This window comes from Pantoea sp. BL1 (assembly GCF_000963985.1).
Classification (GTDB): Bacteria; Pseudomonadota; Gammaproteobacteria; order Enterobacterales; family Enterobacteriaceae; genus Pantoea; species Pantoea rwandensis_B.
Map to the genome: position 1 here is coordinate 128,348 of NZ_JZRH01000001.1, position 23,104 is coordinate 151,451.

At 54.3% G+C, this 23,104-nt stretch carries 23 protein-coding genes and 4 tRNA genes; 12 read left to right on the forward strand and 15 right to left on the reverse strand.

The window, feature by feature from the left end; translation table 11 throughout:
• Window positions 1-211: 211 nt before the first annotated feature.
• The 5 genes from VH86_RS00595 to VH86_RS00615 all read left to right on the forward strand — a co-directional run bounded on the left by VH86_RS00595 (window position 212) and on the right by VH86_RS00615 (window position 1,104).
• Window positions 212-287 (forward strand) — tRNA-Val (locus tag VH86_RS00595).
• Window positions 288-333: 46 nt separating this feature from the next.
• A tRNA-Val gene (locus VH86_RS00600) sits at window positions 334-409 on the forward strand.
• A gap of 41 nt (window positions 410-450) precedes the next feature.
• A tRNA-Val gene (locus VH86_RS00605) sits at window positions 451-526 on the forward strand.
• Window positions 527-530: 4 nt separating this feature from the next.
• A tRNA-Lys gene (locus VH86_RS00610) sits at window positions 531-606 on the forward strand.
• Between the two features lie 147 nt (window positions 607-753).
• Window positions 754-1,104 (forward strand): FlxA-like family protein, encoded by a 351-nt coding sequence (locus VH86_RS00615; protein ID WP_034825893.1) that lies wholly within the window; start codon window positions 754-756, stop codon window positions 1,102-1,104.
• Here VH86_RS00615 and VH86_RS00620 read toward each other — a convergent pair.
• On the reverse strand, window positions 1,101-2,021 hold the full coding sequence (locus VH86_RS00620) for a LysR family transcriptional regulator (protein ID WP_045816606.1): 921 nt from the start codon (window positions 2,019-2,021) through the stop codon (window positions 1,101-1,103). The two genes, VH86_RS00615 and VH86_RS00620, sit on opposite strands and share 4 nt — an antisense overlap.
• A 99-nt stretch (window positions 2,022-2,120) precedes the next feature.
• Between VH86_RS00620 and VH86_RS00625 the strand changes: the two genes are divergently transcribed.
• Window positions 2,121-3,122 (forward strand): bile acid:sodium symporter family protein, encoded by a 1,002-nt coding sequence (locus VH86_RS00625; protein ID WP_045831570.1) that lies wholly within the window; start codon window positions 2,121-2,123, stop codon window positions 3,120-3,122.
• Window positions 3,123-3,153: 31 nt separating this feature from the next.
• Here the strand turns inward: VH86_RS00625 and VH86_RS00630 are convergent, their stop codons facing one another.
• The 3 genes from VH86_RS00630 to zipA form a co-directional block, all read right to left on the reverse strand.
• Window positions 3,154-3,372: a DUF3820 family protein gene (locus VH86_RS00630; RefSeq protein ID WP_045831571.1), complete on the reverse strand. Its 219-nt coding sequence runs from the start codon at window positions 3,370-3,372 to the stop codon at window positions 3,154-3,156.
• A gap of 1 nt (window position 3,373) precedes the next feature.
• A complete protein-coding gene (gene ligA / locus VH86_RS00635) occupies window positions 3,374-5,392 on the reverse strand; it encodes an NAD-dependent DNA ligase LigA (RefSeq protein WP_045831572.1) in 2,019 nt (672 codons plus the stop codon).
• Between the two features lie 72 nt (window positions 5,393-5,464).
• Complete coding sequence (gene zipA, locus VH86_RS00640; RefSeq protein ID WP_045831573.1) at window positions 5,465-6,451, reverse strand: cell division protein ZipA; 987 nt, start codon at window positions 6,449-6,451, stop codon at window positions 5,465-5,467.
• A gap of 217 nt (window positions 6,452-6,668) precedes the next feature.
• Here zipA and cysZ point away from each other — a divergent pair, with 217 nt between their 5' ends.
• The 5 genes from cysZ to crr all read left to right on the forward strand — a co-directional run bounded on the left by cysZ (window position 6,669) and on the right by crr (window position 11,616).
• Window positions 6,669-7,427, forward strand: a complete 759-nt coding sequence (cysZ, locus tag VH86_RS00645; protein WP_045831574.1) for a sulfate transporter CysZ — start codon at window positions 6,669-6,671, stop codon at window positions 7,425-7,427.
• 140 nt (window positions 7,428-7,567) lie between these two features.
• On the forward strand, window positions 7,568-8,539 hold the full coding sequence (cysK, locus tag VH86_RS00650) for a cysteine synthase A (protein WP_045831575.1): 972 nt from the start codon (window positions 7,568-7,570) through the stop codon (window positions 8,537-8,539).
• A 386-nt stretch (window positions 8,540-8,925) separates the two neighbouring features.
• The gene (gene ptsH, locus VH86_RS00655) at window positions 8,926-9,183 is read left to right on the forward strand and encodes a phosphocarrier protein Hpr (RefSeq protein ID WP_007889063.1); all 258 of its coding nucleotides are present in this window, start codon (window positions 8,926-8,928) and stop codon (window positions 9,181-9,183) included.
• Window positions 9,184-9,342: 159 nt separating this feature from the next.
• The gene (ptsI, locus tag VH86_RS00660) at window positions 9,343-11,070 is read left to right on the forward strand and encodes a phosphoenolpyruvate-protein phosphotransferase PtsI (RefSeq protein WP_034825874.1); all 1,728 of its coding nucleotides are present in this window, start codon (window positions 9,343-9,345) and stop codon (window positions 11,068-11,070) included.
• Window positions 11,071-11,112: 42 nt separating this feature from the next.
• Window positions 11,113-11,616, forward strand: coding sequence for a PTS glucose transporter subunit IIA (crr, locus tag VH86_RS00665; protein WP_034825872.1), 504 nt, complete (start codon window positions 11,113-11,115; stop codon window positions 11,614-11,616).
• A gap of 658 nt (window positions 11,617-12,274) precedes the next feature.
• Here crr and VH86_RS00675 read toward each other — a convergent pair.
• From VH86_RS00675 to VH86_RS00725, 11 genes are all read right to left on the reverse strand, one after another.
• Window positions 12,275-13,636: an ATP-binding protein gene (locus VH86_RS00675; RefSeq protein ID WP_038645569.1), complete on the reverse strand. Its 1,362-nt coding sequence runs from the start codon at window positions 13,634-13,636 to the stop codon at window positions 12,275-12,277.
• A complete protein-coding gene (locus VH86_RS00680; protein ID WP_038645567.1) occupies window positions 13,633-14,313 on the reverse strand; it encodes a response regulator transcription factor in 681 nt (226 codons plus the stop codon). The genes VH86_RS00675 and VH86_RS00680 overlap by 4 nt, the downstream gene beginning before the upstream one ends.
• 178 nt (window positions 14,314-14,491) lie before the next feature.
• The gene (gene cysM / locus VH86_RS00685; protein ID WP_045831577.1) at window positions 14,492-15,373 is read right to left on the reverse strand and encodes a cysteine synthase CysM; all 882 of its coding nucleotides are present in this window, start codon (window positions 15,371-15,373) and stop codon (window positions 14,492-14,494) included.
• 72 nt (window positions 15,374-15,445) lie between these two features.
• Window positions 15,446-16,534, reverse strand: a complete 1,089-nt coding sequence (gene cysA / locus VH86_RS00690; RefSeq protein ID WP_045831578.1) for a sulfate/thiosulfate ABC transporter ATP-binding protein CysA — start codon at window positions 16,532-16,534, stop codon at window positions 15,446-15,448.
• Window positions 16,524-17,396, reverse strand: a complete 873-nt coding sequence (gene cysW / locus VH86_RS00695) for a sulfate/thiosulfate ABC transporter permease CysW (protein ID WP_038645560.1) — start codon at window positions 17,394-17,396, stop codon at window positions 16,524-16,526. Before cysW ends, cysA begins: the two co-directional genes overlap by 11 nt.
• The gene (cysT, locus tag VH86_RS00700) at window positions 17,396-18,229 is read right to left on the reverse strand and encodes a sulfate/thiosulfate ABC transporter permease CysT (RefSeq protein WP_034825859.1); all 834 of its coding nucleotides are present in this window, start codon (window positions 18,227-18,229) and stop codon (window positions 17,396-17,398) included. Before cysT ends, cysW begins: the two co-directional genes overlap by 1 nt.
• Window positions 18,229-19,245 (reverse strand): sulfate ABC transporter substrate-binding protein, encoded by a 1,017-nt coding sequence (locus tag VH86_RS00705; RefSeq protein WP_045831579.1) that lies wholly within the window; start codon window positions 19,243-19,245, stop codon window positions 18,229-18,231. The genes cysT and VH86_RS00705 overlap by 1 nt, the downstream gene beginning before the upstream one ends.
• Before the next feature lie 194 nt (window positions 19,246-19,439).
• Entirely contained in the window at window positions 19,440-20,336 is an 897-nt protein-coding gene (locus VH86_RS00710) for a Dyp-type peroxidase (RefSeq protein ID WP_045814864.1), read from the reverse strand.
• Window positions 20,337-20,434: 98 nt separating this feature from the next.
• Complete coding sequence (locus VH86_RS00715; protein ID WP_045831580.1) at window positions 20,435-21,055, reverse strand: RpoE-regulated lipoprotein; 621 nt, start codon at window positions 21,053-21,055, stop codon at window positions 20,435-20,437.
• A 63-nt stretch (window positions 21,056-21,118) separates the two neighbouring features.
• Entirely contained in the window at window positions 21,119-21,580 is a 462-nt protein-coding gene (locus tag VH86_RS00720; RefSeq protein ID WP_156150540.1) for a DUF2919 domain-containing protein, read from the reverse strand.
• Between the two features lie 7 nt (window positions 21,581-21,587).
• The gene (locus VH86_RS00725) at window positions 21,588-22,013 is read right to left on the reverse strand and encodes a GNAT family acetyltransferase (RefSeq protein WP_034825851.1); all 426 of its coding nucleotides are present in this window, start codon (window positions 22,011-22,013) and stop codon (window positions 21,588-21,590) included.
• Window positions 22,014-22,223: 210 nt separating this feature from the next.
• Between VH86_RS00725 and amiA the strand changes: the two genes are divergently transcribed.
• Complete coding sequence (amiA, locus tag VH86_RS00730; protein ID WP_038645549.1) at window positions 22,224-23,081, forward strand: N-acetylmuramoyl-L-alanine amidase AmiA; 858 nt, start codon at window positions 22,224-22,226, stop codon at window positions 23,079-23,081.
• Window positions 23,082-23,104 lie beyond the last annotated feature (23 nt).

A 23,104-nucleotide genomic window follows, 5' to 3' on the forward strand; every position in this document is an offset into this window, starting at 1 on the left:
AAAAACAGTGCGCATATTCTAGCAGGTGGGACGCTTTCCTCAATGACTCTCGCGGCGGCATCACAGATTGAAGTGCGTTTTTCTGCTAATAAAACCAGCACATTGGCTAAAAGCGCGGCATGCTGCCTAAATTTAAAGCGAACGCACATTTATGTTTTAAAAAGCGTTGACTCACTTCGAAGGATCCCTATAATGCGACTCCACACAGCGGGGGTGATTAGCTCAGTTGGTAGAGCATCTCCTTTACACGGAGGGGGTCGGCGGTTCGAGCCCGTCATCACCCACCACTCTAAAAGTGGCTCGCAGTGTACAAGAGTTTGAAGAGTAAGATATGGGCGATTAGCTCAGTTGGTAGAGCATCTCCTTTACACGGAGGGGGTCGGCGGTTCGAGCCCGTCATCGCCCACCATATCTTAGTCAGATGACACTCTTGTTAAGCAGTTCCGAAGTGGGCGATTAGCTCAGTTGGTAGAGCATCTCCTTTACACGGAGGGGGTCGGCGGTTCGAGCCCGTCATCGCCCACCACTTCGGGTCGTTAGCTCAGTTGGTAGAGCAGTTGACTTTTAATCAATTGGTCGCAGGTTCGAATCCTGCACGACCCACCAATGTAGAAAGGCGCCCTAAAGGCGCCTTTTTGCTATCTGCGATTTGCCCACCCTAACAAAACCTTTGCAAACACTTAACGCTTTGTGTGCTCAAGCCGTTTTATCCCCTTGCCGATAACGATAATGGTCTATTGCAAGGAGAAAACCATGTCGACTATCTCAAGTGTTAGCAGTATCAGTACAGCGAGCAGTGGTGGCGGTTCAACGTCACAAATTGCCAGCCTGAATAAGCAGATTCAAAGCCTGACTCAGCAAGTCAAAGATCTTTCCAACGACGATACCCTGACAGATGAGCAAAAATCTGAACAGGAGCAGATGCTGGAGTCACAAATTCAGATGGTTGAAGCTCAAATTGCACAAATTGAGCAGCAGGCAGCTGAAAAGGCACAGCAGAAGCAGGAAGCCCAGCAACCCACCACGGAAAGTGCCACCAGCGCTCAAAAAGCCGATGGCATCAACCGTCCAACTGACACCAATCAAATCAACGTTTACGTTTAAAACGCCGGTTTGAGAGCACGTTGTTGCGCCAGCAAGCCTGCTTGTTGGCGCACCTCCTGCCAAATCGCTTCCGCGGCTGGCGTCAGGGAACGGTTTTTGCGTTTAATCAGCATGAGATTTCGATGAATTTCCGGATAGAGGCGTCGCACCGTCAGTTTCCGCCCCGCCGGCAGCGGTAACGCCAGAGCAGGTAAAATGCTGATGCCAATCCCTGCTTCCACCATCGGGAACAACGTGGCGGGATGGCCAATTTCCTGTACCACCTGCACCTGGATCGATAACTGCTGCAGCGCTGCATCCACCAGCAGACGGCTTCCTGAAGCATAATCCTGCAAAACCAGGTTACGCCCCGCCAGCATCGTCCACTCCGCTTGCTCAACCCGGGCCAGTTCATCATCCGCATGGCACAACAGTAAAAACGGCTCCTGCAAAATCGCTTCGTAATCCAGATCGGCATCTCCTAACGGCCCGATGACAATGCCAAAATCGACTTCCGCATTGCGAACGCTTTGTAGTACGGATTGCTGTGCGCGATCGTGCAGAATGACGCGAATATCCGGATAACGTTGCTGGCTACTCGCCAGACATTGCGGCATCAGATTCGCCGAAGGTGTCTGGCTGGCGGCAACACGTACGGTGCCACTGCGCTGCTCGCCGTAACTGCGCACATCCAGCAGCGTGGTGTTTAACTCCTCCAGCAAACGCTCCAGGCGCGATGCCAGCTGATGCCCTGCTTCAGTCAGCATCACTTCGCGCGTGGTGCGGTCCAGCAAACGCACGCCCATCTCCGCTTCCAGCTCTTTAATACTGTGGCTGACCGCCGACTGGCTGAGCCCAATCGCCTGCCCTGCCTGGCTAAAACTGCCCTGCTGCGCCACGGCCACAAAGGTGCGTAACTGACGTAAGGTGTAATTCATCGATATCGCTCATAGATTGATGCAATAAATCAATTTTATTTCTAAACCCAGCTGGCGCACAATCAGCACCATCTTTTTTATTTTAACCGGATTGTAACAATGGGCTTTTTACGACTCGACCCGATGATGGTCAAACTCATCATCACTGTGCTGTTGGCCAGCTTCATCCCGGCCAAAGGCGGGTTTGTCGATTTCTTTGAATACCTGACCACTGCCGCCATCGCCCTGCTGTTCTTTATGCACGGCGCCAAGCTGTCACGCGAAAAAATCATAGCCGGCAGCAGCCACTGGCGTTTGCATCTGTGGATTATGTGCAGCACCTTCGTGGTATTCCCGATTCTTGGCTTGCTGCTGGTGTGGTGGCATCCGGTGAACGTTGGCCCAGAGATTTACACTGGCTTCATTTACCTGTGTATTCTGCCTGCCACCGTGCAGTCTGCGATTGCGTTCACCTCCATGGCGGGGGGTAATGTGGCCGCTGCGGTCTGTGCCGCTTCTGCTTCCAGCTTGCTCGGCGTATTCATCTCACCGCTGCTGGTGAATCTGGTGATGAACGTGCACAGCGATGCGCCGAGCAATGGTCTGGAGCAGATTGGCAAAATCATGCTGCAACTGCTGGTGCCCTTTGTGATCGGTCATATGTCCCGTCGTTGGATTGGCGGTTGGGTGGAAAAACATCGCAGCCTGATTGGTAAAACCGACCAGACCTCAATTCTGTTAGTGGTTTACTCCGCGTTCAGCGAAGCGGTGGTCAACGGTATCTGGCATCGCGTGGGTGTGGATACGCTGCTGTGGATTCTGGCGGGTAGCGTGCTGATCCTGTTTGTCGCGCTGGTGATTAACCTGGGTGCCTCGCGCCTGTTTGGCTTCAGCCGCGCCGATGAAATCGTGGTGCTGTTCTGTGGTTCGAAAAAGAGTCTCGCCAATGGCGTGCCGATGGCCAATATCCTGTTCCCGGCCAGCTCCGTGGGGATTATCGTGCTGCCGCTGATGATCTTCCATCAGGTGCAGTTGATGGTCTGCTCCTTCATCGCTCAACGCTATAAAGCGGGCAATGAGAAGCGGCTGGCGCAACAGCAAGTTGAAGTGCAGAAATCATAAGTAAAATGGCCCGCGATGGCGGGCCATTTTGTTATTCACTGCGGTTGAGTGGTTTAACTAACCCCTGCAATCCTTCAATTTTGATCGCTAAAGTCAGCTGCATCAGCTCGCCCAACTTCCCTGCCGGAAATTCGTTTTTACGCGCAAACCAAAGCAGATACTCTTCTGGTACATCAATCAGCATGCGGCCTTTATACTTGCCGAATGGCATGGCGGTATTGGCGATTTCAACCAGCTGATGTTTGTCCACGTTAGGCTCCCAGCAGGCGAATCATTTCCGCTTCGTCGATCACGGGTATACCGAGCTCCTGCGCTTTCGCCAGTTTGGAACCCGCTGCTTCGCCAGCAATCAGTAAGTCTGTTTTCTTCGACACGCTGCCGCTTACTTTCGCGCCCAGCGCGACTAAACGTTCTTTGGCATCATCGCGGTTCATCTGTGACAGCGATCCGGTCAGCACCACGGTCTTGCCAGCAAACGGACTGTCGATCTCTTCAATATTCACCACTTCCAGCTGCGGCCAATGCACGCCCACCTCTTCGTTGAGCTCGCGGATCACTTCGCGATTGCTCTCTTCTTCCATGAAGTTGCGCACATGCGCGGCCACCACTTTACCCACGTCCTGTACCGCAATCAGCGCATCCAGATCGGCGTTCATCACCTTCTCAAGATCGCCAAAATGATTGGCCAGATTGGCCGCAGTGGCTTCACCGACTTCACGGATTCCAAGGGCATACAGGAAACGAGGGAGCGTGGTGAGCTTCGCTTTTTCCAGCGCATCCACCACATTTTGTGCCGATTTCGGCCCCATGCGATCCAGCCCCGTCAGCTTGCCCGCCGTCAAACGGAACAGATCGGCAGGCGTGTGCACGTACTCTTTTTCAACCAGCTGATCGATGATTTTATCGCCCATGCCATCAACATCCATCGCACGTCGTGAAACGAAATGTTTGAGCGCCTCTTTACGCTGGGCACCACAAATCAGTCCACCGGTACAACGGGTAACGGCTTCGCCTTCCACGCGCTCGACATCCGAGCCACACACCGGGCAATGGCTGGGGAAGACGATTTCACGGGTCTCATCCGGACGTTCGGATTCCACCACGTTGACCACCTGCGGAATCACATCTCCGGCGCGACGAATCACCACTTTGTCGCCAATGCGCAGGCCAAGACGCGCAATTTCATCCGCGTTGTGTAAGGTGGCATTACTCACCACCACGCCAGCCACCTGCACCGGTTCCAGACGAGCGACGGGCGTAATCGCGCCAGTACGTCCCACCTGAAACTCAACATCGCGCACAAAGGTCATCTGTTCCTGCGCCGGGAATTTAAAGGCCACGGCCCAGCGCGGGGCGCGAGCAACAAAGCCTAACTGTTCCTGCAGCGCCTGCGAATCGACCTTGATGACCACGCCGTCAATATCGAATCCAAGTGACGGACGGTCTTGCTCAACCTGACGATAAAACTCCAGCACCTCTTCCGCCGTATGCGCGAGGCGAATACGGTCACTGACCGGCAAGCCCCAGGCTTTAAATTGCTGCAGACGCTGCCAGTGACTGGCGGGCATATCACCGCCTTCCAGCAGGCCGAAACCGTAACAGAAGAAAGTCAGAGAACGTTTAGCGGTAATGCGCGGATCGAGCTGACGTAGCGATCCTGCCGCGGCGTTGCGCGGGTTGGCAAACACCTTCGCGCCGGTGCGGCGTGCATCCTCATTGAGCTTTTCGAAACCCGCTTCGGTCATAAAGACTTCACCACGTACTTCGACACGCGCAGGAATATTGTCGCCGTGCAGACGCAGCGGAATGGCATGGATAGTGCGCACATTGGCGGTAATATTCTCACCCGTGGTGCCATCACCGCGTGTCGCCGCACGCACCAGCAGCCCATCTTCATACAACAGGCTGACCGCCAGACCATCCAGCTTCAGTTCACAACAGTAGGTCAAATCATCGCTGCTTTTCAGACGATCCTGCACGCGTTTATTAAAGGCCAGGAAACCGGCTTCATCGAAAGTGTTGTCGAGTGACAGCATGGGCACTTCGTGGCGAACCTGTTCGAAAGCGGCCAGCGGTGCTGCGCCCACGCGCTGAGTCGGCGAATCCGGGGTAATGAGATCAGGGTGTGCCGCTTCCAGTTCACGCAGTTGCTGCATCAGTCGGTCATATTCTGCATCCGGAATTTCCGGGGTATCCATCACGTGATAGAGGTACTCATGGTGACGTAACGAGGTGCGCAGCGCAGTGATCTGCTCCTGAACCGATTTCATAGTGTTTTATCCGATAAAAAACCCCCGACATGCGGGGGTTATTTCGTTAATATTTGATTTTTCTCGCGGCTATCAACCGATAACCTCGCGAATGCGTGCTTTGTAGGTTTCCAGCTTCTGCGGCGTCATCATGCGACGCTCATCATCCAGCACAACCCCGCCGACATCGTCCGCAATTCGCTGGGCAGATTGCAGCATCAGCTTGAAGTTTTGGTTCGCATCGCCATAAGACGGCACCATCATAAAGATGGATATGCCTGGCGTGCTGAAATCGCCCATGGTGTCGGGATTAAAGGAGCCCGGTTTCACCATGTTCGCCAGACTGAACAGCACAGGACCGCTGCCCGCTGGACTCAGGTGACGATGGAAAATATTCATCTCACCAAACTGGAAGCCCGCTTGCAGAATACCCTGCAACAGAGCTTCACCGTTCAGTTCGCCACCGGCGTGAGCGGCAACATGCAGCACCAGTACCGCTTCATTTTTTCTCTGGGCAGAAGCAGCAGGCTGTTTTGGTTCATCGTGTGCGACCGGCGCTTCTTCTTCGTATTCAGGCTCTTCAGCGGCCTGGAACTCAGGCGCAGGCTGCGTGGCAGAAAGTGGCTCGTTATCCAGTAAGGGATCGGCCTGAACGGATTGAGGCTGTGGCTGCGGCGCAGGTTTAACCACCGGCGGTTGTGGCGCAGGTGCAGGCTGGCGCACTTCCGGCTCATCATCCAGCAGCGGATCGCCCATCAATGGAGTTTCATGACGCGGGAACGGCTGACGCGCAGGTTCAGGCGCACGTGGCGCGCTGACAGGCTTAGTCACAGGTGCGTCGAATTCGGGTTCGACATGCGCGTCACGATTGCGACGGACACGCACTTCGCCGACACCATCATCATCTTCTTCGCTCAGCAGATCTTCATCCGCTTCTTCGCGCTGTTTCAGACGTTTGTGCGGGCGATCGCGAAACACGGAAGAGCGCTCTTTACGGCTGGTCCACAGTCCGTGAAGTAGCAACGCTATTATGGCGATCGCGCCAACAACGATTAATATCAGACGCAAATCCTGCATCATTGTATTCTCTGTTGTTCCAATACCTTGCCACCACGGCAAACTTTATCCTCTAACTGTATTTGCCCAGCTACACAAGTGCAAGTCTGTGCAGTATTTTCTGACAAATAAGATAGCTGCCCCACGCTTTTTTGCTGATTTTTCGCGCAAAGTGCGCCTGCCACCGACAAAAAGCCAGGTTATGATGTTTGCGCCGCCACATAAAGGAGAAAGGCTCGCTATGCCCGTTGAGAAATCGCCCTCATCATTAAATGGTATTCATTACTTTGCCGAAGGCTGGAGACTGGTGCGTCTGCCTGGCATTCGTCGTTACGTCATTATTCCTCTGCTGGTGAACATTTTTCTGCTGGGAGGCGCCTTTATCTGGCTGTTTCAACGGCTCGGAGAGTGGATCCCGGCCTTGATGTCGCACATCCCTGATTGGTTGCAGTGGCTGAGTTATTTGCTGTGGCCGCTTTCCGTCATATCGATTGTGCTGGTATTCAGCTACTTCTTCTCCACCATTGCGAACTGGATTGCCGCCCCCTTTTGTGGATTGCTGGCCGAGCAACTGGAAGGCCGCCTCACCGGTCACCCGCTGCCGGATAGCGGTTGGGTGGCGATGTTTAAAGATATCCCGCGCATCATGAAGCGCGAATTACAGAAGCTTGGCTACTATTTACCACGCGCATTGGGATTGCTGCTGCTTTACTTTATCCCCGGTTTTGGACAAACGGTGGCACCGGTATTATGGTTTCTGTTTAGCGCGTGGATGCTATCGGTGCAGTACTGCGACTATCCGTTTGATAACCACAAAGTGAGTTTTCAGCAGATGCGCAGTGCGTTACGTCAGCATAAAACGGCGAACATGCAATTTGGCGCGCTGGTCAGTTTGTTCACCATGATTCCGATTCTGAACCTGGCCATCATGCCGGTGGCCGTATGTGGCGCTACCTCGATGTGGGTTGATCGCTACCGCCTACAGCATGCGCGTCATTAAAGCTTCAAAAAGCCTTATGCATTTTTGCGTAAGGCTTATGGTTGTGGGCTATATAGATATGCGATTTCTTTCCTTCCGCACACCGGAAGAACAGGTATGCTCTGAGGGTTCCCAATATTTCATACAGTTAAGGACGAGCTATGAGTAAGATCTATGAAGACAACTCTCTGACAATTGGTCATACGCCGCTGGTTCGACTGAACCGCATCGGTAATGGACGGATCCTGGCGAAGGTCGAATCGCGTAACCCGAGCTTCAGCGTCAAATGCCGTATCGGTGCCAATATGATTTGGGACGCAGAAAAGCGCGGAATTTTGAAGCCAGGCGTTGAACTGGTCGAGCCAACCAGCGGTAACACTGGCATTGCACTGGCTTACGTGGCCGCCGCCCGTGGTTACAAGCTCACGCTGACCATGCCAGAGACCATGTCTGTTGAACGTCGCAAGCTGCTGAAAGCACTGGGCGCGAATCTGGTGCTGACCGAAGGCGCAAAAGGCATGAAAGGTGCCATTGCCAAAGCCGAGGAAATTGTCGCCGGCGATCCGGATAAATTTGTGCTGCTACAGCAATTCAGTAATTCAGCTAACCCGGAAATCCATGAGAAAACTACCGGCCCGGAAATCTGGGAAGACACAGACGGTGAAGTAGATGTGTTCATTGCGGGTGTAGGTACCGGCGGCACGCTGACAGGCGTGAGCCGTTACATCAAGAACACCAAAGGCAAAAAAGACTTAATTACCGTAGCGGTAGAGCCGACTGACTCTCCGGTCATCGCTCAGGCTATCGCTGGCGAAGAGATCAAACCGGGCCCGCATAAGATTCAAGGCATCGGCGCAGGTTTCATCCCCGGCAACCTTGACCTGAAACTGGTTGATCGGGTTGTCGCCATCACCAACGAAGAAGCCATCAGCACGGCGCGTCAGCTGATGGAAGAAGAAGGCATTCTGGCCGGTATCTCTTCAGGTGCGGCAGTGGCTGCTGCGCTGAAGCTGCAGGAAGATGAGGCATTCGCCAACAAGAATATCGTGGTGATTCTGCCTTCCTCTGGCGAGCGTTATTTAAGTACCGCTTTGTTCGCCGACCTGTTCACTGAAAAAGAGCTGCAGCAGTAAACGCCTTAGTCTGAAAACGACGAAAAAAGCACCCAAATGGGTGCTTTTTTGTGGCGCAGATCTCACTTTTATCACCAGACAGATTGATTTCAATGACGCGGCTCTGGTATTTAAGCTCCCAATTATTTCGGTGCCTGAAATTAATCTGGCTTTGAAGTGGATCAAGCTGAATGGAATTACTGATTTGGCGAAACGGCGAATCACGGCATACTTAGCAAGGTGACCTTTTCGCACAGTTTTTGATCTGCTGCTGAAAGACACACATTATTCAGCGCATTTTTTGGTCAGCTTAATGCCATACCAGCGCACCTATACAGGCTAAAGTGACGGCTCCAGGCTAGACTTTAGATCCATAACACCAAACCTGATAAAGTTGGGGAAATAGAATGTTCCAGCAAGAAGTTACCATTACCGCACCTAACGGCCTTCATACCCGTCCTGCAGCTCAGTTTGTAAAAGAAGCTAAGGCTTTCCAGTCAGAAATCACTGTGACCTCCAATGGCAAATCTGCCAGCGCGAAAAGCCTGTTCAAACTGCAGACCCTGGGTCTGACTCAGGGTACGGTTGTTACACTGTCTGCTGAAGGTGAAGATGAGCAGCAAGCGGTTGAGCACCTGGTGAAACTGATGGCTGAGCTGGAGTAATTCCGCTCAGGCAAGCAACTAAACCGACTCTTTTGCCCCATTGAGTGCAAATATCTTGATCGCGGACAACCTGTCCGCGTTCTTGCTTCCTTAGAGTACTGTTCCGCGACAGTGGCAACGCATTGGGTCAATGAGCCATCGTGATTAAAAGGTAGGGTTATGATTTCAGGCATTTTAGCATCACCGGGTATCGCTTTCGGCAAAGCACTTCTGCTGAAGGAAGATGAGATCGTCATCAGCCGTAAAAAAATTACTGACGATCAGGTTGAGCAAGAAGTTCAACGCTTCCTTGATGGACGTGGCAAAGCGGCAGTACAGCTTGAAGCCATCCGTGTCAAAGCCGGTGAAACCCTCGGTGAAGAGAAAGCGGCGATCTTTGAAGGTCACATCATGCTGCTCGAAGACGAAGAGCTTGAGCAGGAAATCATCGACCTGATTAAGAAAGATCACGCAACAGCGGATGCTGCTGCTTACTCCGTCATTGATGGCCAGGCCAAGGCGTTGGAAGAACTCGACGACGAATACCTGAAAGAGCGTGCGGCTGACGTACGTGACATCGGTAAGCGTCTGCTGCAAAACATCCTCGGTCTGCATATTGTCGACCTGGGTGCTATCGCAGAAGAATCCATTCTGGTGGCGAAAGATTTAACGCCGTCAGAAACCGCACAGCTGAACCTGAAGAAGGTGCTGGGCTTTATCACCGATATCGGTGGCCGTACTTCGCATACGTCCATCATGGCGCGTTCTCTGGAGATCCCAGCGATTGTCGGTACTGGTAACGTCACCACGCAAATCAAAAACGGTGACTTCCTAATTCTCGATGGCGTGAATAACAAGATTTACGTTAATCCTACCGATGCAGAACAAGAAGAACTGAAAGCCATCCAGACACAATACCTGTCTGAAAAGCACGAACTGGCGAAACTGAAAGATCTGCCCGCCATCACCCTGGATGGCCATCAGGTGGAAGTGTGCGCCAACATCGGTACCGTGCGTGATGTCGCCGGTGCAGAGCGCAACGGTGCGGAAGGCGTGGGCCTGTATCGTACCGAGTTCCTGTTTATGGACCGTGATTCACTGCCCACCGAAGAAGAGCAGTTCCAGGCTTACAAAGCGGTGGCGGAAGCCATGGGTTCTCAGGCTGTTATCGTGCGTACCATGGACATCGGCGGCGACAAAGATCTGCCGTACATGAACCTGCCGAAAGAGGACAACCCGTTCCTCGGCTGGCGTGCGATTCGTATCGCCATGGACCGCAAAGAGATTCTGCATGCTCAGCTGCGCGCTATCCTGCGTGCATCGTCCTTCGGCAAACTGCGCATCATGTTCCCGATGATCATTTCGGTGGAAGAAGTGCGTGCACTGAAGGCCGAACTGGAGCTGCTGAAAACCCAGCTGCGCGAAGAAGGCAAAGCCTTTGATGAGACCATTGAAGTGGGCATTATGGTGGAAACACCGGCTTCAGCGGTGATTGCGCGCCATCTGGCGAAAGAAGTCGACTTCTTTAGTATTGGGACAAATGACCTGACGCAGTATACTCTGGCGGTCGATCGTGGTAATGATTTGATTTCACACCTCTATAACCCAATGACGCCATCTGTTTTGGGCCTCATCAAGCAAGTGATCGACGCATCACATGCCGAAGGGAAATGGACCGGCATGTGTGGTGAGCTGGCTGGTGATGAACGTGCTACACTACTGTTACTGGGAATGGGGCTGGACGAATTCAGCATGAGTGCCATTTCAATCCCGAGCATCAAGAAGATTATTCGTAATACTAATTTCGAAGATGCGAAGGCATTGGCGGAGCAGGCTCTGGCTCAACCCACAGCGGAAGATTTAATGAACCTGGTGAACAAGTTCATTAAAGAAAAAACGCTCTGCTGATCCACGAGACGCTGGCCCCAAATTACTGCTTAGGAGAAGATCATGGGTTTGTTTTCTAAACTTTTTGGCGAAAAATCAGAGAGCGCGTCAGGGACTATTGATATCGTTGCGCCTCTGTCAGGCGAAATCGTGAATATCGAAGACGTACCTGATGTGGTATTTGCTGAGAAAATCGTGGGTGATGGTATCGCCATTAAACCGACTGGCAACAAAATGGTTGCACCGGTTGATGGTACCATTGGCAAGATTTTTGAGACCAACCACGCCTTTTCAATCGAATCTGACAACGGCATCGAGCTGTTCGTCCACTTCGGTATCGATACGGTTGAACTGAAAGGTGAAGGCTTTAAACGCATCGCCGAAGAAGGCCAGAAAGTGAAAAAAGGCGACGTGGTGATCGAGTTTGATCTGCCATTGCTGGAAGAGAAAGCAAAATCTACGCTGACGCCGGTTGTGATCTCGAACATGGACGAGATCAAAGACCTGATCAAACTCTCCGGTCAGGTGACTGTGGGCGAGACCCCGGTTATCCGTATCAAGAAGTAAGCAGCGTTTGCATCATAAAAAACGGCACCCACTGGGTGCCGTTTTTGTTTGTGTCGCTGCCTGGAACCAAAGGGTGCGGTGGCGGTTAGTGCTAGATCGGTTGAATTGGGACGCGTGGCGGTGACGTCGGGCTAGTGTGGTGGTGTTGGGGCTGGTGCTGTGGCTTTAGAGATGGTGCGGTGGCGTTAGGGATGGTGCGGTGGCGTTAGGGATGATGCGGCGGCGCTGGAGCTGGTGCGGCGGCGCTGGGGCTGGTGCGGCGGCGTTGGGGCTGGTGCGGTGGCGTTGGGGCTGGTGCGGTGGCGTTAGAGATGGTGCTGTGGTGTTAGAGATGGTCGGTGGCGTTAGGGATGGTCGGTGGCGTTAGGGATGGTGCGGCCGGTCAGGACGACCGGGCAGATCGCAAAGACGGCATAAACCATCCCTGGGCCTCGGCCCTCGCCATCCATGGCGAGGGACGCTTTGCTCCTCTGCCCGGTCGTCCTGCCCTGCTCCACATAGTGCGTGCTGCTTTTGACTGCGTTAGATGACCGGCTCAGTGCAAATAGCTTCGTAGTATGAGTTGCAATGCATTGCTCTTGCCTGTGCGAACCGGACTGTATGGGCGCCCTGCTCTGGATTCATAGGAACCGGGTTAAATTGTGAGCGCTTTAAACCTTCAGTCTTGTTTCCAGCGCGGCAGCTTCAAGGTCAGCTCCAGACCACCCTCAGGGCGATTCACCGCCTGCACTTCGCCATGGTGCGCCAGAATCACTTTACGCACGATGGAGAGCCCTAAGCCGTATCCTTTGCCCATCAGTGGCGAATTAACGCGTACGAAGGGATCGAAGATGCTGGAGAGCTTCTCTTCGTCAACGCCCGGTCCCTGATCGCGCACGCGAATCGCCAGCCACTGGTTCTCCGCCTGTAGCCTCACGCTGATATGCTGGCCTTTGTGCGAGAAACGCAGTGCATTACGCAGCACATTTTCCACACCACGACGAATCAACTCAGCATTGCCGTGCACGGTGTAATCGGCGTTCTCGTCCACCTGAAAATCGACTTTTACCCCCGGAATCTGAGCCTCATAGCGCACGTCCGTGACCACTGCGTGCAGCAGACCAGTGAGGTCGAAATACTGCTCGCCCGGCATACTTTCGTGTTCCGCACGCGACAGCGTTAACAGCTCGCCAATCATCTTGTCGAGACGGCGCGCTTCTTCATCAATGCGATTCAGGGAGGATTCGACGGATTCCGGCGTTTGCCGCGCCAGACCGGTCGCCAGTTGCAGGCGCGCCAGCGGTGAGCGCAGTTCGTGGGAGATGTCGTGCAGCAACTCCTCACGCGCCTTTACCAGCGTATCAAGACGCTCCACCATGGCATCGAAATCCTGCGCCACAATCGAAAGCTCATCGTGGCGCTTGCGCATTACAGGATAGAGCCGCACGGACAAATCACCACTGGAGACTCGCGCAAAACCTTCACGCAGCTGCCGCATCGGACGCGTCAGGTTCCATGCCAGCAATAGACTGAACAGCAGACCGAGCGCACCGGCAAAGGTAAACATCGGCTCCGGGATATTCAGAATCCGACGCGGCCCACCGCCGCCCATCGAGCTATCTTCTCGCAGACCCTTCACGTCATAACGCAGCTCGTACTCTTTACCGTCCTGCCCTTTAACCCAGCGCACAATGACGTCGGGGAAAGGCCCATGGAACGGCTCATTGATGCTCTCGGGCGGCGCATTATTGGGGGTAGCCATAGGCCTGGAATGTTGAATCACGGAGAAGAACTGACGATCGTTGGGCTCCCAGTCAGCCATCATGTCATCCAATGAACTGGGACCACCACGTTCCAACACCGACACCGCAGAGGCCATCTGCAAATTCACAATACGCCGAATCGCCATCAGTTCTGGGGGTTCATGATGACTGCCGGAAAGCGTAAACCCCAGCCACAACATCTGGCTAATGATGACAAAAACGATCCAGAAGCCCAGCAATATCTTCCAGAACATGCGGCCACGGTAGCTGTGTTTCATCGAATGCGATAACCAATACTGCGCACAGTTTCAATGTTGATGCTGTCGGCGGTCAATGCGGCCAGCTTCTGACGAATGTTGCTGATATGCACATCCACGCTGCGATCGTAAGCCTCACGCGGGCGACCCAGCCCTTTTTCTGACAATTCGTCCTTCGACACCACGCGATCGGGCGCACGCAGCAGCAGATCCAGCAGGTTGAACTCCGAGGCCGTCAGATCAAAGGCTTTGCCCTGCCATTCGGTGATGCGCGTGGCCGGATTCAGGCTCAACTCGCCCCAACGCAGTACTTCTTTTTTGTCCTGCACCGGTGCCTGATCTTCAAAACGACGCAGTACAGCACGCAGACGCGCCACCAGCTCACGCGGATAGCACGGCTTTGGCACATAGTCGTCCGCACCCATTTCCAGGCCAATCACGCGATCGATATTGTCGCCTTTCGCCGTCAACATGATCACCGGTAAGCGGCTGTTCTGACGCACCTGCCGCAGCACATCAATACCGCTCATATCCGGCAGCATAATGTCGAGAATCATCGCGGTATAGTTGCCCGACAGCGCCCCTTCAATCCCGGCGCTTCCGGTTAAAACCAATTGCGTTTCAAAACCTTCCGCAATCAGGTACTGGCTCAGCATAGTGCCAAGTTCTACATCGTCATCAACAAGCAGAATTTTCATCTTTATCTCTCGTACAAAATTGCCGCTATTTTGGCCTGAGTTGGCAATGAGCGCAGCCGATTTTACTCGATCCTTACAGTGCCAACACCAGAGGATTATCAGGGAGACTATAGACAAAAATGGCCCGGTCGCACCACAACAGCGCAAGCAGGCCAGATAAAATGCGGGGAAGAGGAGATCAGTGGTACACGCCGGTTGAGAGATAACGGTCACCGCGATCGCACACTATCGCCACCACGACGCTGCCGGGATGGGCGGTGGCGATGCGCAGCGCGCCTGCCACAGCACCACCGGAACTCACGCCGCAGAAAATCCCTTCACGTTGCGCTAGCGCACGCATGGTTTTTTCGGCTTCCACCTGTGCCATATCGATGACCTCATCCACTAACTCAGGACGGAAAATCCCCGGCAGATAAGCCTCAGGCCAGCGGCGAATGCCCGGAATGCTGCTGCCCTCCTGAGGCTGTAAACCAATCACTTTCACGGCGGGGGCAAACTCTTTCAGATAGCGTCCTACGCCGGTGATGGTCCCCGTCGTGCCCATACTGGAGACAAAATGGGTCACGCGGCCCTGCGTCTGCTGCCAGATTTCCGGGCCGGTAGTGAGATAGTGGCCGAGTGGATTGTCGGGATTATTGAACTGATCCAACACCCTGCCCTCACCGCGATCGGCCATCTCTTGTGCTAAATCGCGGGCGCCTTCCATGCCCTGTTCGCGCGTCACCAGGATCAATTCCGCGCCGTAGGCACGCATCGCGTCCTGCCGCTCCTGGCTCATGTTATCGGGCATCAGCAGGCGTAATTGATAGCCTTTCATCGCCGCGATCATCGCCAGGGCGATGCCAGTATTCCCACTGGTGGCTTCAATCAGAGTATCGCCGGGTTGAATGTCACCGCGCTGTTCCGCCTGATGAATCATCGACCAGGCAGCACGATCTTTTACCGAACCGGCCGGATTATTGCCTTCCAGCTTTAACCAGATTTCACTGCCGTTATCGGGCGTCAGGCGTTGCAGCCTGATCAACGGCGTATTACCGATGGTATTTTCCAATGTGGTCACGGTTTGATTCCAGACAGAAGAGAGGCAAATAAATCGGGCGGGAAAGTCCCGCCCGAAGGAGTGTCAAAAATATCAGGCGCTTTCGGCAAAGGCAACCGGACGCAACGGCGCAGTGCCATGGTAAAGTCGTGCCTGTTGCAAGCCAACAAACAGACGTTCGCCACGGATCGGTGCAGTATGGTCGCCGTCATAGACCACCGAGAAGACATCACCCTGCCAGCCGCTTGGCTGCACCACTAATTGCCAGAAGTGACCGCGCGGGCTGATCTCCAGCACCTGCACCGGCAGCGGCGTTTCCAGGCTGCTCTGACGCGAGATATCCACTTCCCACGGACGCAGGAACAACTCGACCTCACCCTGATGTGCGGGCGTGTAACCTAATGGCCAGCGATGTGCACCCACATGGAATTGTGAACCGTGCACTTCACCGTCAAAGCGATTCACTTCGCCGAGGAACTCCAGCACAAAGCGGGTAGCCGGTTCCTGCCAGACTTCCTCAGGCGTGCCGACCTGTTCGATATTACCCTGGCTCATTACCACCACGCTGTCAGCGACTTCCATCGCCTCTTCCTGGTCATGCGTCACAAACACGCTGGTGAATTTCAACTCTTCATGCAACTGACGCAGCCAGCGACGCAGCTCTTTACGCACCTGCGCATCCAGCGCGCCGAAAGGTTCATCCAGCAGCAAGATCTGCGGTTCCACTGCCAGCGCACGCGCCAATGCCACACGCTGCTTCTGTCCACCCGAGAGCTGAGCCGGGAAACGATTGGCGAGATGCGCCAGCTGCACCATCTCCAGCAGACGCGTCACACGCTGTTTAATTTCAGCGGCGGATGGGCGCTCACGGCGCGGCAACACGGTTAAACCAAAGGCGATGTTATCGAACACGGTCATATGGCGGAACAGCGCATAATGCTGGAACACGAAGCCGACCTGGCGATCGCGCGCGTGAATGCGGCTGACATCTTTACCGTGGAAATGAATCTGCCCGCTATTCTGATGCTCAAGACCCGCGATGATGCGCAGCAGCGTGGTTTTGCCCGAGCCTGACGGCCCCAGCAGCGCCACCATTTTGCCGGTAGGAATATCCAGAGAGATATCGTTTAGCACCGGCGTATGGCCGAACGCTTTGTTAATGTGTTTAATCTCAATGCTCATGATTTTCCTCCTGTTGGCGCTTCTGCTGATGCTCTAATCGCCACTGCACCACGCTTTTCAGAAACAGCGTCAAAATGGCCATCAGGGTTAACAACGCAGCCGCAGTAAAGGCGCCAACGGTGTTGTAATCCTGATGCAGTAATTCAACCTGAAGCGGTAAGGTGTAGGTCTCACCGCGAATCGATCCCGAGACCACCGAGACCGCACCAAACTCGCCAATCGCACGCGCGTTGGTTAACACCACGCCGTACATCAGCGCCCAGCGAATGTTCGGCAACGTTACGCGGCGGAACATCTGCCAGCCCGAGGCGCCTAACAGCACCGCGGCTTCATCTTCATTGCTGCCCTGGCTCAACATCACCGGCACCAGCTCACGGACCACAAACGGGCAGGTGACAAAAATGGTGGCCAGCACCATGCCCGGCCAGGCAAACATGATCTGAATGTTGTGCGCGTCCAGCCAACCACCCGCCGGGCCGTTGATGCCCCAGAACAGCAGATACATCAGCCCCGCCACCACCGGTGACACGGCAAAAGGAATATCAAACAGCGTCAGCAGCAGTTGGCGGCCCGGGAAAGTAAAGCGCGTTACCAGCCATGCCAGCAGCGTACCGAACACCAGATTGACCGGCACGGTAATCAGCGCCACCAGAATCGTCAGCCAGATGGCGTGCAGCATGTCACCCTCTTTTAAATTAGAGAGCGAGGCAATAACCCCCTGGCTCAGGGCTTCCCAAAAGATGGAGATCATCGGGACCACCAGCAGCAGGAAGGAGACCAGCGCGCCCACGCCAATCAGCAGCCATTTACCCCAGTTCACTGGCTGACGCTCAGCGTGATTAATCTGCGAAATCTCCGCCATTAGTGGCCTCCTAAGCGACGGCCAAAGCGGCTCTGCAAGGTGTTAATCGCGAACAGCAACAGCAGCGAAGCGGCCATGATGACCGAGGCGATAGCACTGGCCGCCGGGTAATCAAACTCTTGCAGGCGAACAAAAATCATCAGCGAGGTGACTTCGGTTTTCCACGCGATGTTACCCGCAATAAAGATAACCGCACCAAACTCACCCAGGCTGCGCGTGAACGATAACGCCGTGCCCGCTAACAGCGCGGGCGCCACCTCTGGCAGCACCACACGGCGGAAACTTTGCCACGGTGTCGCACCCAGCGTTTCAGCCGCTTCTTCATATTCCGGGCCTAACTCTTCCAGTACCGGCTGCACCGTACGCACCACAAACGGGATGCTGGTAAAGGCCATCGCCACTGCAATGCCCAGCCAAGTGTAAGAGACTTTGATATCGAAATGGGCCAACCATTGACCATACCAACCACTCACCGAGAACAGCCCCGCCAGCGTCAGGCCAGCGACAGCAGTAGGCAGTGCAAACGGCAGATCCATCAAGCCATCCAGCAATGCGCGGCCAGGGAAACGGTAACGGGTCAGAATCCATGCCATTAACATGCCAAAGAACGCATTGAAAATGGACGCCACACCCGCCGACAACAGCGTGACTTTATAAGCCGCAATCAGCTGTGGATTGGTGACCACATCCCAATACTGCGCCAGTGTCATGTTGGATAACTGCATCAGCAGCGCGCTGATTGGCAACAGCAGGATCAGGCAGGTAAATAGCAGGCTGGTGCCGAGGCTGAGACCAAACCCCGGCAGCACGCGCTTTTGCGCTAAGGCAAACATCAACCGCGCCCCGCTGCCAGTAATTTATCCAGCTCACCGCCGCTGGCAAAATGGGTTTTCATCACGTTATCCCAGCCGCCAAAGGCATCCTGCACATTAAACAGCGCGGTCTGCGGGAAGCGGTCTTTCTGTTCCGCCATCAGCTGTGGATTGTTCACGCGATAATAGAAACCGGTAATGATTTTCTGCGCCTCAGGGGAATAGAGGAAATTCAGGTAGGCTTTTGCCGCGTCTGCGGTGCCGTTGTGCTCGACGTTTTTGTCGACCCACGCCACCGGAAACTCCGCCAGAATATTGGTCTTAGGCACAATGACTTCGTAGTCATCTTTGCCGTATTGATTGCGGATGTTGTTCACTTCCGATTCGAAGCTGATCAGCACATCCCCTAAACCGCGTTCGGCGAAGGTGGTCGTCGCGCCACGGCCGCCGGTATCAAACACTTCGACGTTTTTCAGGAATTTCGTCATAAAGGCTTCGGTTTTGGCTTTATCTTTACCATCCGCCTGATCGGCAGCGCCCCAGGCCGCCAGATAGGTATAGCGACCATTACCGGAGGTTTTCGGGTTCGGGAACACCAGCTTCACATTATCGCGCGCCAAATCCGACCAATCGTGGATTTGCTTAGGATTACCCTTGCGCACCAGAAACGCCATGGTGGAGTAGAACGGTGAGCTGTTGTTCGGCAGACGGGTTTGCCAGTCAGCCGGGATCAGGTTGCCTTTGTCATGCAGCACCTGCACGTCAGTGACCTGATTGTAGGTCACCACATCCGCGCGCAGCCCTTGCAGAATAGCCAGCGCCTGTTTTGATGACCCGGCATGCGATTGTTTAATCGTCAGCTTTTCATTGGGATGTGCTGCATTCCACTGTTGTTCAAATGGCGCATTCAGGGCAACAAACAGCTCGCGCGAGACATCATAAGAGCTGTTCAACAACTCTGTTGCCTGCGCTGCACCGGCTAACGCCAGTGACAAGGCGATTCCGCTCATCCATTTTTTCGCAATCGGAAGTGTCATGCTGCACCCTGCTAGTCGGCGAAATCGCCAATGCCATTAGATGCTGTCAGTGTATTTATAACTCAGGGCAAACCAGTAACGGTTTTATATATCGTTTGGGGATTTCAAAGTCTAAAAAGGCATAAGACGGCGGGAGAGTTTATGCCAAGAGCGGGATTAACCGTGAGCGGCGCAGAGGGCCGCTCACCCGCCTGTTACAGCGCTTGTAATGCGTCCAGTGAAGGCGCGAAGAAGTAGCTGCCGGTGACCGGTTTGGTGAAACGCAGCATCGCATCCATCTTGCCATCGCGCTCACCGAACATGCTCAGCAACTGCTGCTCGATGTTATAGAGGCGGTTGCAATAGGAGATGAAGTACAGCCCGTGCGTGCCGCTGGCGGTGCCGTACGGCAAGCTCTGGCGCAGGATTTTCAGCCCTTTGCCCTCTTCTTTCAGATCAACGCGGCTCAGATGTGAGGTCACGGGACGTTGATCACCAGGTAACTCCTCGTTATCCACTTTGGTGCGACCCATAATCGCTTCCTGTTTCTCTACCGCCATGCGGTTCCACAGTTTGAGATTGTGTTCCCAGCGTTGAGTGAACACGTAACTGCCGCCCGCATCCGGTCCCTCGGCGATAATCGCCACCTGCTGACGTGCTTCGCCCTGCGGGTTTTCGGTGCCATCAACAAAGCCCGACAGATCGCGATCTTCAACCCAACGGAAGCCGTGCGTCTCTTCTTCAATCACGACCGCATCAGCAAAGGCGGCGAGTGCGGCCTGCGCCAGCGAGAAGTTCACGTCATGACGTAACGATTGGATATGGATGAGCAAATCACGCTGGGTCGCAGGCGCAATACCTTTACCCAGTGGCGCGAAAGCTTTCAATTCCGACGCGGAAGAGGCACCTTGCAGGTCACGCCACAACGCATCACCAAAGGCGATCACCGCGCCCAATCCGGCATCGGCAAATTTCTGTTGTAGCGCTTCGAGTTGCTGCAGAAATGATTTGCTGCCCTGACGCAGCGCATTGAGGTCACCCGTGACGCGGGCTTCAAGCCAAATGGCGAAACGGCGGTGTTCCAGCAGGATCCCGCTCTGAAATTGAGACATTGCACTGCTCTCCGGCATGATGAGTTAAGACGTTTTTTTCGCCTGTATCATACCGGAAAGCCACACTGAGGTTGTGCGTTAACGCAACTTTTTTTCGCTTAGCGCTGCCAAACGATCTTGCTGATTTTCCAGCTTTTTAAGGTATCGTCAGCGGGCATCAAACCCTCGGGGCCGTGTCCTTCTCCGCTATAGACATAGGAGATGTGCTGGCTACCCGGCGCACGGCATTCCACATCGCGCGCATCTAATCCCGAGACCAGTTTGCAGTTATCGAAGGCTTTACTGAATTTGTCGCTAAACAGATCGCCGATTTTGCTGCCATCAGCGCTTTTGGCTGCCGTGTCCAAGACTTCAATGCGCTCTACGCTGCTTTGACCATTGATCACCAGCTTCAGTTTGCCGTCATCCAATGCCTGCCAGAAATCCACCACCTGACCATTTTGCGTGCGCATCCCCTGACGCAGTTGGTAATCGTTGTTCAGCGCTTTACCAATCGCCGCTTCCGACATCGCCGTGGTGCTGCTGAGTCCAGCCACACCCTGCTCGGTCACGGTTAACGAACCGCCAAACCAGTTCATTGGATTCAGTGCCGACCAGTGATAGCTCAGCGGATTATACCAATGGGTTTCGCTCGCGCTGGAGGCGGAAGAGGAACCTGAACTGGCGCATCCTGCCAGAATCATGGCGCTGACCAGCAGTGCGGGACGAACAACTTTCATGAATACTCCTTGATCTTCTGTGCCGATTGGCGTGCCTGTTGGAGTCGCTAATCGGCAAAAAGTTTATTCGAGATGCAGATGTTCCGGCAGAAAACAGTCGCGCAAGCGCTGATGGGTTTGCAGCCAAATCAACGCCAGCAGATCAAACAGCGTTAAAAGTAGCGGCCACGGAGCGTCCGGAAAAGCGCCCTGTATCAGCCCATAGCCTTGCGACAACAGACTGATCAATAACGACACACTCAGCACCTGCCGCCCACTCTGCCACAGGCGCGGCCAGCGTTGGCGATAGCCGGTCAGCAGCAAACCCGCTGCCGCTGGAATGCCCAGCGCCAATCCAATCCAAAAGCTCTGACGGTCGGGATAGAACAGCGCCAGCAGATCGTTACCCTGTTGACGGGACGCGCCCGCCATCACCAGTAACAGCCAGGTGCGCGCCTGCAATAACAGAATCAGCCAGAAAAGAAACGGCAGCCGTAGCTGCCCTTTTGCATCGTATTCGTCTGGCAAATATTTCAGCCCCATCATCGGCGGCTTAATACTCGCGGTCTTCGATTAAACGTTTACCCAGTAACACCGAGTCCACAGGCTCGTAATCGAGCTTTTCGTAGAAGGCGAGCACCTGGTCATTTTCTTCACGCACCATCAGATTGATTTTCGGACAGCCGCGCGCGATTAATTTCTTCTCCAGGCGATTCATTAAGGCATTCGCAAAGCCGCGCCCTTGATAATCGGGGTGCACCGCCAGATAGTAGACCGATCCGCGATGGCCATCGTAACCGCCCATCACCGTGCCGACCACTTCGCCGCCCACTTCCGCCACCAGAAACAGTTCGGGATCGTGGTTCATTTTACGTTCGATATCCAGTTCCGGATCGTTCCACGGACGTAACAGATCGCAACGCTCCCAGAGCGTGATCACTTCTTCAAAATCTTCCTGGCGGAATGAGCGGATTTCCATCGGCGTTACCCTGCTGTTAGGCACAATTCGCTGATTATCACGCATTCTTTGCCAGGCGCAACCCTCACGCCGCGCAACGGCGGAAAAAAACGGCTAAATTGCTGTTAGTACCGTGTAATACAAAGTAATGCGCTGAAATGGTTGTGAAGTCGCCGCAGGGCAATTGTTACGATATAACACTGGGCAGGATTTCCTGTCAGGGACACTATTATGAATAAAATTTCACTGCTGAAGCGCCTTACCAATCGCCGCCAGCTGATTCTTTCTGGCCTTGCGCTGGCGGTGCTGTCACCCCGTGCGGTGATGGCAAAAGAAGAGAGCGCCGATTTGCGCGTCAGCAAAGGTCACACACCGCCTAAACCGGCGACTAACGGTAAACGCATCGTGATGATCGATCCCGGTCACGGCGGCATTGATTCGGGCGCGGTTGGCGAAGAGGGCTCGGAAGAGAAACATATCGTTCTGGCAATTGCCAATACTGTGCGCACGCTGCTGCAAAATCACCCTAAAGTGGAAGTGCGACTGACGCGAGAAAGCGATCACTTTATTCCGCTCTATCAACGCGTCGAAATCGCGCATCAGCACGGCGCCAATCTTTTCATGTCGATCCACGCTGACGGCTACACCAGCCCGGATGCCAATGGCGCGTCAGTATTCGCGCTGTCGAACCGCGGTGCCAGTAGCGCCATGGCGCGCTACATGTCGCAGCGCGAAAACGATGCCGATAAAGTCGGTGGCGCGGAAGTGCAGGAGAAAGATAACTATCTGAATCAGATTCTGTTCGATCTGGTCCAGACCGATACCATCCGCAATAGCCTGACGCTGGGCAAACACGTATTGGATCAAATTCGCCCGGTGCATCATCTGCACAGTCAGCATACCGAACAGGCCGCGTTTGCCGTGTTGAAGTCGCCCTCGATTCCGTCAGTGCTGGTCGAAACCTCCTTTATTACCAACCCGCGTGAGGAGCAACTGCTGGGTACCACTGCCTTCCGCCAGAAGATCGCCAGCGCGATTGCCGACGGTATCGTCAATTACTTCAACGAGTACGATCGTCGCCAGGCGTAGCGCTGTCCTGTGATAGAATCGCG